Here is an 11,455-nt window from a genome sequence, read left to right as displayed (position 1 = left end):
GGTCAGCGCGAGGAGAACGGGTTCACGACGGGAACGCCGCTGTCGACGAAGTCCTCGGTGTTCCGGGTCGCCACGGTGAGCCCGTGGGCGAGCGCGGTCGCGGCGAGCAACGAGTCGACGACGGGCAGCGGACGCGTCGCGTGCACGGCGGGCCAGCGCTGCGCGATCTCGAGCGTCACGGGGAGGATCCGGTCCCCGTACGTCTCTTCAAGACCGAGCGCCCACGTCTCGAGTGCGGCTGCCCGTGAGGCATCGCGGGGCACGAGGCGCTGGACTCCTGTGCGGATCTCACCGAGGGTCAGCACCGAGAGGTAGATCTGATGGGTCCGGAGCCCGCGGAGCCAGGCGACGACCCGCCCGTCCGCGCGGGGTCGTACGAGCTCGGAGACGACGTTCGTGTCGAGCAGGTACCTCACGCATCGATCCCGAGATCGAGCTCACGCAACGGAGTCCGGTCACGAACGATCTCGAGGTCGTCCGTCGTAGGGGCCTGGAGGAGGTAGTCGGCGAGCTCTACGCGGACCCCGGCGAGCTCGTGGTAGAGGTCAATCCCGACGACGACGGCGATCTCCTTTCCGTGCCGTGTGATGACCTGCGGACCGTTCTCGGCCTCTCGCAAGACTTCGCTGAGGCGTTGCTTCGCGTCTTGCACCTGCCAGTTCATATAACCCTCCGGACCTCGTCCTGTCTGGACAGTCTAGACAGAACATCTGGCAGAGCCAAGGCTTGTTGGCGGTGCTGGGAGAATCGACGCGTGAGCGACACCAGCACCCGGGCCGACCTGCGGGTCGTACACGTCACCGACCCCGCCGACGACCGCCTCGCGGACTACAACCGCCTGACCGACGTCGCGCTGCGGTCCAAGCACGAGCCGGAGAAGGGGCTCTACATCGCGGAGAGCTCGACCGTCATCCGGCGCGCGCTCGCCGCGGGGCACCGGCCGCGGTCGTTCCTCATGGCCGAACGCTGGCTCGACGACCTCGCCGACGACATCGCCGCACTGCCCCTCGACGACGCGCCAGGCGGGACCGGCGAGCAGGTCCCGGTCTACGTCGGTGCGCCGGACGTGCTCGAGGCGATCACCGGGTTCCACCTGCATCGCGGGGCGCTCGCGGCGATGCACCGTCCGCCGCTGGAGTCCGTCCACGACCTGCTCTCGGCGGCCCGCGGCGGCTCCGGCGCACGGCGGGTCGCGGTGCTGGAGGACATCGTGGACCACACCAACGTGGGCGCGATCTTCCGGTCGGCCGCCGCGCTGGGCGTGGACGCGGTGCTCGTCTCGCCGCGCTGCTCCGACCCGCTGTACCGGCGCTCGGTGCGCGTGAGCATGGGCACGGTGTTCCAGGTGCCGTGGACGCGGTTCGAGACGTGGCCGGGCGGGCTCGACGTGCTGCGCGAGGAGGGCTTCGTCGTCGCCGCGCTCGCGCTCGCCGACGACGCGGTGAGCCTCGACGAGGTCGTGGCCGACCCGCCCGAGCGACTCGCGCTCGTGCTCGGCACGGAGGGCGACGGGCTGTCGCGCGGCGCGATCGAGGCGGCCGACCGGGTCGTGACGATCCCCATGGCCGGGGGAGTGGACTCGCTCAACGTCGCCGCGGCGTCGGCGGTCGCGTTCTGGGCGACGCGCGTGCCCTGACGCTGGCTGGCCCGTCTCGGAGATCGGCGTCCGGCAACCGGGAACAATCGGGCGTGGCGACACGTTGGGCCCGTGTCCGTACGTCGTACGAGAAGAGGTTCCGTGCCGGTCCAGCCCTCCCCGTCCCTGCCTGACACCGCACTGTCCCACGCCGCTCCTCCCGACGCTGCGACGCACGCCGTCGCCGAGGAGCAGCGGCACCTCGACGCAGCGCTCGCGCGCCGGTCTCAGCTCCTCGCGGAGCTCGACGCGCAGCTCGCCGTCCGCGCCGACCCGGACCTCCCCGGCGCCGAGGACGTCGTCGAGCGCTCGCGGCGGGCTGGCCTGCGCCGTCGGCGCACCGAGCTCGAGCGCGCGGAGAGCGGCCTCGTCTTCGGCCGCGTCGACACCGTGGACGGCGTCACGCGCCACGTCGGGCGCGTCGGCATCGCCGCGTCCGACGACGACGCGGACCCGCTCGTGCTCGACTGGCGCGCCGACGGTGCCCGCGCCTTCTACACCGCGACCGCGCGCGAGCCGCAGGGCCTCGCGCGGCGCCGGCACGTGCGGACGGCGGGGGACCGGGTCACCGGCGTGGACGACGAGCCGCTCGACGGCTCGGCGACCGGGACGGACGACGAGGACGGTCTCGTCGGCGAGGGCGCGCTGCTCGCCGCGCTCTCCGAGCGCCGGACCGGCCGCATGGGCACCGCGGTCGCGACGCTCCAGGTCGAGCAGGACGCGATCGTGCGCGCCCCGGCCGAGCGGACGCTCGTCGTGCAGGGCGGCCCGGGGACGGGAAAGACGGTCGTCGCGCTGCACCGCGTCGCGTACCTGCTGTTCACGCAACCGCACCTCGCGGAGCGCGGCGTGCTCCTGCTCGGACCGTCGACGCGCTTCCTCGAGTACGTCGCCCAGGTGCTGCCTGCGCTCGGCGAGACGGCGGTCGTGTCGGCCACGTGCGACACGCTCGTGCCCGGGGCCGCCCCGGAGCGCGACGAGTCGCGCGACGTGGCCGAGCTCAAGGGCCGTGCGCTCTGGCAGGACGTCGTCGCCCGGTACGCCGACTCCCTCGTCCCGGACGCGCGGGCGCTCACGGTGCGCCTCGACGGCGAGCCGCTGACGCTCGACGCCGCCCGGGTCGGGCAGGTCCTGCGCGCGGCCCGCGCGGGCGGCCGGAGCGTGCTCGCCGCGCGGCGCCGGGCCGTGGACCTGCTGCTCGACGCGCTCGTCGACGAGGCCGCGGCGCGGCACGCGGAGCTGCTCGAACGCGTCGAGGAGGGGTTCGAGGACGTGCTCGGGAAGCTCGACGCCGGGCTCGCCGCGCGCGACGACCGCGCCCCGACGACCGGCGCGCGCGGCGGCGACGTCGACGGCGAGCTCACCGACGACGACCTCGACCGGCTCCGCGGCGAGCTCGCGCGCGACGCCGGGTTCACGGCGGTCCACGACGCGTGGTGGCCCGTCACGGACGCGCGCACGGCGCTCGCCGACCTGCTCGGCGACGCCGCCCTGCTCGCGCGGCACGCGCCCGAGCTCACGCCCGCGGAGGTCCGTCGGGTGACGGGCGAGCCCTCCGGCCTCGCGCCGAGCGACGTCCCGCTCCTCGACGCGCTCGCCGACGCGCTGGGCACCCCGGACGCACCCGGCGAACAGGGCGAGTTCCTCGCGCAGCGGGCCGCGACGCACCGCGGCTGGGTCTACGGGCACGTCGTGGTCGACGAGGCGCAGGAGCTCTCGCCCATGCAGTGGCACATGGTGCTGCGCCGCTGCCCGACGCGCTCGGTGACCGCCGTCGGGGACGTCGACCAGACCGAGGCGCCGCACCGCCACACGGACTGGGCGGACGTCGTCGCACCGGTCTTCGGCGAGCGCTGGCACCGCGCGGACCTGACGATCTGCTACCGCACACCGCGCGAGGTCATGGAGCTCGTCGGGCCGGTGCTGCGCGCGGCAGGCAGCCGCAACGCGCCGCCCCGCGCGGTGCGCGACGCGGGGGTCCCGCCGCGCGACGTCGTCGTGCCCGCCGGCACCTCGGACGCAGCGCTGGGCACGGCGGTCGCCGCCGAGGTGGCGCGCCTCGCGGAACGGTACGACGGCGGTTCGGTCGGCGTCGTGGCGCCGCGCGACCGGCTGAGCCACCTGGGCGCCGCCGTGCGCGGGGTCCCCGTGCTCAGCACCTCGGAGGCGAAAGGGCTCGAGTGGGACGCGGTGGTCGTCGTCGACCCGGACGGCATCGCCGCCGAGCCGCGCGGCTGGAACGGGCTGTACGTCGCGATGACCCGCTGCACGCAGGAGCTCGCGCGCGTCACCGTCGGCGCGCCGTCCGGCCGGGTCTGAGGTCCCCGCTCAGTCGCGGGAGGTCGACCGGGCGAGCCGGTCGACCTCCCGCACCACGACCTCCACGAGCGACGGGTCGCCGAGCGGGAGGAAGTGGCCCGCGAGGGGCAACTCGACGTTCCGCCCGCCCTCGAGCCGGCCCGTCTCCGGGATGTGCGGGTCGAAGCGCGGGTAGACGGCGGTGATCCGGGCGTCGACCTCGTGCTCCGCGGCGAGGGCGAGCAGCGCCGCGTCCCGCGGGGAGAACGCGCGCAACGTGCGGCCCAGGAGGTAGCGCGCGTAGCTCGACCCGTTGAACGGCGTCGCGACGGCCACCATGCCGGCCACGCGCGACCCGGCCGGGGACAGCATGACGCGCTTGCCCACGAGACCGCCCTTGCTGTGCGCGACGAGGACGACGTCGTGCAGACCCGTCCCCACGAGGAAGGCGGCCGTGCGATCCGCGGCCTCGGCGAACGGGCGCCGGTTGTACCCGAGGTCGGGCACCGCGTGGACGGGGTGCCCCGCGCGCGCGAGCGCCGTCGCCACGGGCGCGAGCAGCTGCCACGTCTCGTACACGCCGGGCAGCAGCACGACGGGGCCGTGGCCGCCCGGGCCGCGCGGGACGGGACGTCGCGGCCGGACGACGCCCGCGACCTGGCGCGCCACCACGTACGCGTAGTCCGCCGCGCGGTCGCGCAACCGCAGCGTCCCCGCCCACCGCGGCGCCCTCACGCGAGCCCTCCCGCGACGAGCACGACCGCGGGAGGCAGGCGGGTCGGGGCGTGCGCCGTCATCGCACCAGGATGACGTGGGGAGTCCCACCCGCGCGCGGCGGGCGACGCCGGACGCGACGGAGCGGGCCCGGGGACCCGGACCCGCTCCGTCATGTCGCCGGTGACCGGCGGGCTGCGCGTCGGGACGTCAGCTCACGTCTCCGCGCCAGGCGCCCGTCTCGGCCCCGCGGGACTCGATGAACTCCTTGAACCGGGCGAGGTCGCCCTTGACGCGGCGCTCGTCCAGCTGGAGGACGTCGCCGACCTTCTCCACGACGCCCTCGGGCGACCAGTCGAGCTGGACGGTCACGCGGGTCTGCGTGTCGTTCAGCCGGTGGAACGTGACGACGCCCGCGTGGTCCGGGCCGGACGTGCTGTTCCACGCGACGCGCTCGTCGGGGTGCTGCTCCGTGATCTCCGCGTCGAACTCGCGCTCGACACCGCCGATCTTCGTCCTCCAGTGCGTGTGCGTCGCGTCGAGCTGACGGATCTCCTCCACGCCCTCCATGAAGCGGGGGAACTCCTCGAACTGCGTCCACTGGTCGTAGGCCGTGCGGACGGGGACGTCGACGTCGATCGACTGGGTGACCGTGCTCATCGGTGTGACCTCCAGGGGTAGCGGGCGGTACCTCTTCACCCTGTCCGGGGTCGCGTTCGCTCGCGCGTCGAGACGACGCGCGCTCACTCGAGGGCGTTCGACGGGTCCCCGGACGCCGGCTCCGCCGACGTGCGCCGTCCGCCGAGCGAGTCGTCCCCCATCTGCTCGGCGTCCACGACGCCCAGCTCGTCGAGCAGGAAGAGGAACGCGCGCGCGTACGGGTTGTCGTCGACCCGCTCACGGACCTCGGGCCAGTCGATCTGCTCGCGCATCGCGCGCGCGACCGGCAGCAGTCGCGAGAAGTCGCAGTAGTGCTCGCCGACGACGCGCAGCTTCGACGTCATGATCTCGGTCGCCGACAGCACGGGCATGCGGACCGCGAGCACCTCGAGCTCGTCGGTGCGGGCGAGGAGGTCGTCGTCGATCGGCTCGCCGACCATCCGGTAGAGGATGTCGATGAGCTCGCCGCCGTGGTACGCCTTGAAGAGCCAGTTCTCCGTCGGCTCCGTGATCTCGAGCCCGGCGTCGCGCAGCACCTCGCGCGCGCGGTCGACGTCCACCTCGCGGATCGCGAAGTCGGCGTCGTGGCTCGGCTCCGGCGCGCCGCGCGCCCACGCGGCGTACCCGCCGACGAGGGCGTGCGGGATCTCGGCCTCGGCGAGCGCCGCGGCGGTCATGCGGAGGCCGTCGTGCAGCGCGTCCCTGTCGTCCACCATGCCCAGGGTCTACACCACCCCCGGTGCGCCGGCACGTCGCACGGGCCCTCATGACGCGCCGCCCGCGGCACGATGCCGCACGCGCTCGAGCGCGTGCGACCCCGCGCCGACGTGCCCAGAATCGGGAGGGTGCGCCTCGCGACGTTCAACATCCTGCACGGGCGGTCGCTCGTCGACGACCGGGTCGACGTCGACCGCTTCGCCGGCGCCGTCCGCGACCTCGACGCGGACGTGCTCGCGCTCCAGGAGGTGGACCGGGACCAGCCGCGCTCGCACCGCGCCGACCTCACGGCGGTCGCGGCGGAGGCGGCGGGAGCCGTCGAGCACCGGTTCGTCGCGACGCTCGTCGGCGAGCCGGGCGTGTGGACCGCGCCGACGGGGGAGCACCAGCCGGGCCGGGCGGCCTACGGGATCGCCGTCGTGAGCCGGTTCCCCGTCATGGCGTGGCGCACGGTCCTGCTGCCCCCGCCCCGCACGCGCGTCCCGGTCCGGTTCCCCGGCAGCCGCCTGCCGACGCTCGTGCGCGACGAGCCGCGCGCGGCGCTCGTGGCGCGCGTCGAGACCCCGGGCGGTCCGCTGACCGTCGCGTGCACGCACCTGACGTTCGTGCCCGGGCGCAACCTCACCCAGCTCGTGCGGCTCACCCGGTCGCTCGCCGCGCAGACCCCGGACGGCGAGCCGGTCGTGCTCCTGGGCGACCTCAACATCGAGGCCCCGCAGGCAGCTCGCACGAGCGGGTGGCGACCGTTGGCCTCGGCCGCGACGTTCCCGGTCGGCGAGCCCGCACGCCAGCTCGACCACGTGCTCGCCCACGGCGCCGTACGTGCGACGGAGCCCGGGATCGCGATCGACACCGGCCTGTCCGACCACCGCGCGCTCGTGGTCCCCGTGGCACTGGGCGGGGAGCACCACGCCTCCCCGACGCGTGCCCACGCGGCCGACGAGGACCACGCACCCCCGACGGCCGGCGCGGGGGACCGGCGCCGTCGCGCCGCACCGACGGCCGAGGGCTGACGCGGCGGTCTCTCGTGAAGCGCGTCACACGGGTGGCAGGGTCTGGTTCGGACCCGGCGGCATAGATTAGCCTCACCTATGTGAGTGGAACCTCAGTTGTCCCGAGCCCGGCCGGAGCGCCCGGCGCCCCAGCCCTCGCCGGGCACGACCTGCGGCTGTCCTACGACGCGCGCACGGTCGTCCACGGCGCCGCGCTCGAGCTCGCGCCCGGAGCCGTCACCGCCCTGATCGGGCCCAACGGCTCGGGCAAGTCGACGCTCCTGCGCTCGCTGGCGCGCCTGCACCGTCCCGACGCCGGGACGGTCGCGCTCGACGACGCACCCGACGCGCTCGCGCTGCACCCCAAGGACTTCGCCCGACGGGTGACGCTCCTGTCGCAGAGCCGGCCCACGCCGTCGGGCGTGAGCGTGCGCGACGTCGTCGCGTACGGCCGCCACCCCTACCGCGGCCGGTTCCGCTCCAACGACCCCGACGGCCCGCGCGCGATCGCGCACGCCATGGACGTCACGGGCATCACGACCATGGCCGACCGCGGCGTCGACGAGCTCTCGGGCGGCGAGCTCCAGCGCGTGTGGCTCGCGACGTGCCTCGCGCAGGACACGCAGGTGCTCCTGCTCGACGAGCCGACGACGTACCTCGACCTGCGCTACCAGGTCGAGCTGCTCGACCTCGTGCGCGACCTCGCGACGGCGCACGGCGTGGCCGTCGGCGTCGTGCTGCACGACCTCAACCAGGCGGCCTCCGTCGCCGACCGCGTCGTCCTGCTCCACTCGGGCGTCGTGCGCGCCACCGGGCCCGCCGACGAGGTCCTGACGTCCGAGCTCCTCACCGAGGTCTACGGCATCCACGTCGACGTCTACACGCACCCCCTCACGGGGCGCACGTGCTGCGAGCCGCTCGGGCGGCACGCCGCGCGGGTCGACGCGGCCGTCCTCGTCTGACCTCCGCACCCCACGACGTACCTCGTACCGACCCACCGACCGACCCACCGCCCGGCCCCGACGCGCGGCCCACCGGCCCGCCCGACGCGGCACGGCCCGGGCACCGACCGAACCCGAAGGACACCCATGCGCTCGACCACCCGTTCCCTCGCCGCGGGCGCCCTCGCGCTCGCCACGGCGCTCGCGCTCACCGCGTGCGGCACGACCGAGGACCCCGCGGCAGCCGACGACGCCGCCGACGCGACGACCGACGCCGCCTCGGGCCCCGTCACCGTCACCGACGAGCGCGGCGAGGTCACGCTCGACGCCCCGGCGACCGACATCGTCTCGCTCGAGTGGGGTCTCACGGAGAACCTCGTCGCGCTCGGCGTCGAGCCCGTCGGCCAGGCCGACGTCGAGGGCTACAACACGTGGGACACGGTCGCACCGATCGACGCGAGCACGCCCGACGTCGGCACGCGCGGCGAGCCCAGCCTCGACGCGATCTCCGCGCTCGAGCCGGACCTCGTCGTCACGACGACGGACCTGCCCGAGAACGTCATCGCCCAGATCGAGGAGGTCGCGCCGGTGCTCACGCTGCGCGGCTCCGACGGCGAGGACCCGATCGGCTACATGCGCTCCACGGTCGAGACGCTCGGCACGGTGACGGGCCGTGAGGACGAGGCCGCCGCGGCGCTCGAGACCTACGACGCGAAGATCGCCGAGGCCACCGCGGCGCTCGACGAGGCCGGGGTCGGCGGGGTGGACTTCGTCATGGCCGACGGCTGGATCACGAACGGCGCTGTCTCGATCCGCATGTACACGCCCGGCTCGTTCTTCGGCGCGATCGGCGAGGAGCTCGGGCTCGTCAACGCCTGGACCGAGGGCGGCGACCCGGACTACGGCCTCGCGCAGACCGACGTCGAGGGCCTGACCCAGCTCGGCGACGTGCAGTTCCTCTACGTCGCGAGCGAGTCCGAGGCGAACCCGTTCGAGGAGGGCCTCGCCGGCAACGCCGTGTGGGAGCAGCTCCCGTTCGTCACGGCCGGGAACGTGCACCGTCTGCCCGACGGCATCTGGATGTTCGGCGGCCCGCTGTCCGCGGCGGCCTACGCCGACGCGGTCGTGGACGCGCTGACGGCCGCCTGAAACCCCTCCGCACCACCACCGGGCGCGGCCGCGCCCGGACGACGAGAAGGCTGACGAGAACCACAGTGCTGACGAGGACACCGTGACGCGGCGCGAGCAGCGCACGACGGCGGAGCCGGACACCCTCCTCCTGGAGGACCCGGCTCCGGCCGTCGTCCCGGGCACGAACGGGACCGCCGACGGCGGTCGCGCGAGCGACAGCACCGGCCCGGCGACGACCGTGCTCCGCCCGAGGACGTCGCGCCTCGGGATCGCCGGGGCGTTCGTCGTGGCGGTCGTCGTCGCGGCGGTGCTCGCCGCCGTGCACCTCACGCAGGGCACGGCCGACGTCGGCCCGCTCGACCTGCTGCGCCTGGCGACCGGGGGCGACGGCGTCGACCAGACGGTCGCCGTCCTCGTCGCCTCGCGCGTGCCGCGGCTCCTCGCGGGCCTGCTGCTGGGCGTCGCGCTCGGCGTCGCCGGTGCGGTGCTCCAGTCGGTCGCGCGCAACCCGCTCGCGTCGCCGGACACGCTCGCGGTCAACGCGGGCGCTTACCTCACGGTCGTCGTCGTCGCGGCGTTCGGCATCTCGATCCCGTTCTACCTCCAGGGCGGGCTGGCCTTCCTCGGCGGGCTGGCCGCGGCCGGGCTCGTGCTCGTCCTCGCGCGCGGCGGCGCCGACGGCCCGACCCGGCTCGTGCTCGCCGGGTCGGCGATCATGCTCGCGCTGCACTCGCTGACGATGGTGCTCCTCGTGCTGTTCGAGCAGGAGACGATGGGCCTGTTCGCGTGGGGGAGCGGGTCCATCGTCCAGTCGGGCACGCGCACGGTCTCGATGGCGACGCCCGTCGTCGTGGTCGGCGTCCTCGCCGCGCTCCTCCTCTCGCGCCGCCTCGACCTCCTCGGTCTCGGGGACGACGCCGCGACCGTCCTCGGCGTCGACGTGCGCCGCACGCGCGTCCTGTCGGTCCTCGTCGCGGTGCTCCTCGCCTCGATCGCGGTGACGGTCGCGGGACCGGTCGGGTTCGTCGGCCTCGCCGCACCGGTCGTGGCGCGGCTCGTCGCGCGCCGGGTGCCCGGGCTCGGGCGGCACGTGCTGCTCCTGCCGTTCGCGGCGATCGTCGGGGTGGTCGTCGTCCTCGGCGCCGACGTCCTGCTCCGCCTGCTGCTGCCGGGCATGCTGTCCATCGCCGTGCCGACCGGCATCGTGACGACCGTCCTCGGCGCGATCCTGCTCATGTGGCTCGCGCGGCGCCTGCGCGACTCGGGGCCGGCGTCGTCGCGCGGCGCGCACGGGTCCCTGTCCCGGCCGCGCTCGCGCCGGGCCGTGCTCGTGGTCGTCGTCGTCCTGTCGCTCGCCGTCGCCGCGGCCACGGTCGCGGGTCTGCTGCTCGGCGACCGGGTCGTGCTGCTGGGCGACGTGGCCAACTGGTGGAACGGGCTCGCCGGGCGGCACGTGACGTTCGTCCTCGACCAGCGCTTCCCGCGCGTCCTCGCCGCGCTCCTCGCCGGCGCCGCGCTCGCGCTCGCCGGGACGATCGTGCAGGCCGTGTGCCGCAACCCGCTCGCCGAGCCGAGCCTGCTCGGCGTGACGTCGGGCGCCGGGCTCGGGGCCGTGACGATGATCCTCCTCGTCCCCGGCGTCGGGATCTGGCCGATGTCCGCGGCGGCCGCGATCGGGGCGTTCGCCGTGTTCGGGCTCGTCTACGGGCTGTCCTACCGCGGCGGGCTCAGCTCGGACCGGCTCGTGCTCATCGGCATCGGCGCCCAGGCCGGGGTCATGGCCCTCATCACGCTGCTCGTGGTCGTCGCCGCGCCGTGGGACGTGAACCTCGCGCTCACGTGGCTGTCGGGCTCCACGTACGGGCGCACGCTCGAGCAGCTCATCCCCGTCGCGCTCGCGCTGCTCGTGCTCACGCCGCTGGCCGCGGTCTACCGTCGCGACCTCGACGTGCTGGCGCTCGACGACGACACCCCGCGCGTCCTCGGCGTCGCGCTCGACCGCACGCGCCTGCTGCTGCTCGCCGCCGCCGCGCTCCTCACGGCCGCCGCCGTGTGCGCGATCGGGGCGCTCGCGTTCGTGGGCCTCGTCGCACCGCACGCCGCGCGGGCGCTGGTCGGCGCGCGGCACGGCCGGGTCGTCCCCGTCGCGATGCTGCTCGGCGCGCTCCTGGTGTCCGTCGCGGACACGCTCGGCCGCGTCGTCATCGCTCCGGAGCAGATCCCAGCGGGTCTCGGCACGGCCCTCCTGGGCGCGCCGTACTTCGTCTACCTGCTGTGGCGCAGCCGCGGCCGCGGAGCGTGACGCGTCTCACGGTGCCCGGGGCCGGTCCGTGTCCGGGACGGGTTGACCTCGCCGAGGGTGCGTA

At 75.1% G+C, this 11,455-nt stretch carries 11 protein-coding genes; 6 read left to right on the top strand and 5 right to left on the bottom strand.

The features are described 5' to 3' along the window. Positions 1-2 precede the first annotated feature (2 nt). Both CCE02nite_RS02505 and CCE02nite_RS02500 read right to left on the bottom strand, forming a co-directional pair. Positions 3-416, bottom strand: coding sequence for a type II toxin-antitoxin system VapC family toxin (locus CCE02nite_RS02505; protein ID WP_141387859.1), 414 nt, complete (start codon positions 414-416; stop codon positions 3-5). Continuing rightward, positions 413-664: a type II toxin-antitoxin system Phd/YefM family antitoxin gene (locus CCE02nite_RS02500; RefSeq protein ID WP_141387857.1), complete on the bottom strand. Its 252-nt coding sequence runs from the start codon at positions 662-664 to the stop codon at positions 413-415. Before CCE02nite_RS02500 ends, CCE02nite_RS02505 begins: the two co-directional genes overlap by 4 nt. A 90-nt stretch (positions 665-754) precedes the next feature. Here CCE02nite_RS02500 and CCE02nite_RS02495 point away from each other — a divergent pair, with 90 nt between their 5' ends. Both CCE02nite_RS02495 and CCE02nite_RS02490 read left to right on the top strand, forming a co-directional pair. Then, complete coding sequence (locus tag CCE02nite_RS02495; protein ID WP_141387855.1) at positions 755-1,636, top strand: TrmH family RNA methyltransferase; 882 nt, start codon at positions 755-757, stop codon at positions 1,634-1,636. Between the two features lie 102 nt (positions 1,637-1,738). Then, entirely contained in the window at positions 1,739-3,955 is a 2,217-nt protein-coding gene (locus CCE02nite_RS02490) for a HelD family protein (protein WP_255318588.1), read from the top strand. Positions 3,956-3,964: 9 nt separating this feature from the next. Here the strand turns inward: CCE02nite_RS02490 and CCE02nite_RS02485 are convergent, their stop codons facing one another. The 3 genes from CCE02nite_RS02485 to CCE02nite_RS02475 all read right to left on the bottom strand — a co-directional run bounded on the left by CCE02nite_RS02485 (position 3,965) and on the right by CCE02nite_RS02475 (position 6,024). Next, positions 3,965-4,669: an esterase/lipase family protein gene (locus tag CCE02nite_RS02485; protein ID WP_141387853.1), complete on the bottom strand. Its 705-nt coding sequence runs from the start codon at positions 4,667-4,669 to the stop codon at positions 3,965-3,967. A gap of 189 nt (positions 4,670-4,858) precedes the next feature. After that, a complete protein-coding gene (locus tag CCE02nite_RS02480; RefSeq protein ID WP_141387851.1) occupies positions 4,859-5,308 on the bottom strand; it encodes an SRPBCC family protein in 450 nt (149 codons plus the stop codon). A gap of 83 nt (positions 5,309-5,391) precedes the next feature. Beyond that, positions 5,392-6,024, bottom strand: coding sequence for a nucleotidyltransferase family protein (locus CCE02nite_RS02475; protein WP_141387849.1), 633 nt, complete (start codon positions 6,022-6,024; stop codon positions 5,392-5,394). A 129-nt stretch (positions 6,025-6,153) separates the two neighbouring features. On the opposite strand from CCE02nite_RS02475, the gene CCE02nite_RS02470 reads away from it, so the two are divergent. From CCE02nite_RS02470 to CCE02nite_RS02455, 4 genes are all read left to right on the top strand, one after another. Further along, on the top strand, positions 6,154-7,038 hold the full coding sequence (locus CCE02nite_RS02470) for an endonuclease/exonuclease/phosphatase family protein (RefSeq protein ID WP_141387848.1): 885 nt from the start codon (positions 6,154-6,156) through the stop codon (positions 7,036-7,038). A gap of 80 nt (positions 7,039-7,118) precedes the next feature. Further along, a complete protein-coding gene (locus tag CCE02nite_RS02465) occupies positions 7,119-7,979 on the top strand; it encodes an ABC transporter ATP-binding protein (protein WP_141387846.1) in 861 nt (286 codons plus the stop codon). A 126-nt stretch (positions 7,980-8,105) separates the two neighbouring features. Beyond that, positions 8,106-9,107 carry an ABC transporter substrate-binding protein gene (locus tag CCE02nite_RS02460; RefSeq protein WP_141387844.1) on the top strand — a complete coding sequence of 334 codons (1,002 nt, stop codon included), beginning with the start codon at positions 8,106-8,108 and terminating at the stop codon, positions 9,105-9,107. Positions 9,108-9,189: 82 nt separating this feature from the next. Then, positions 9,190-11,391, top strand: a complete 2,202-nt coding sequence (locus CCE02nite_RS02455; RefSeq protein ID WP_255318587.1) for an iron ABC transporter permease — start codon at positions 9,190-9,192, stop codon at positions 11,389-11,391. The last annotated feature ends 64 nt before the right edge of the window (positions 11,392-11,455 follow it).

Origin of the sequence: Cellulosimicrobium cellulans, assembly GCF_006539945.1 — a bacterium.
In the GTDB taxonomy this organism is placed as follows: Bacteria; Actinomycetota; Actinomycetes; order Actinomycetales; family Cellulomonadaceae; genus Cellulosimicrobium; species Cellulosimicrobium cellulans.
Note: the sequence above shows the minus strand (reverse complement) of the source record. Positions and strands in the feature narration are given on the sequence as shown.

Excerpts from the sequence above, each read along its gene's own strand:
- CCE02nite_RS02500 (WP_141387857.1), bottom strand. The coding sequence starts at position 664 with ATGAACTGGCAGGTGCAAGACGCGAAGCAACGCCTCAGCGAAGTCTTG.
- CCE02nite_RS02480 (WP_141387851.1), bottom strand. The coding sequence starts at position 5,308 with ATGAGCACGGTCACCCAGTCGATCGACGTCGACGTCCCCGTCCGCACG.
- CCE02nite_RS02475 (WP_141387849.1), bottom strand. The coding sequence starts at position 6,024 with ATGGTGGACGACAGGGACGCGCTGCACGACGGCCTCCGCATGACCGCC.
- CCE02nite_RS02460 (WP_141387844.1), top strand. The coding sequence starts at position 8,106 with ATGCGCTCGACCACCCGTTCCCTCGCCGCGGGCGCCCTCGCGCTCGCC.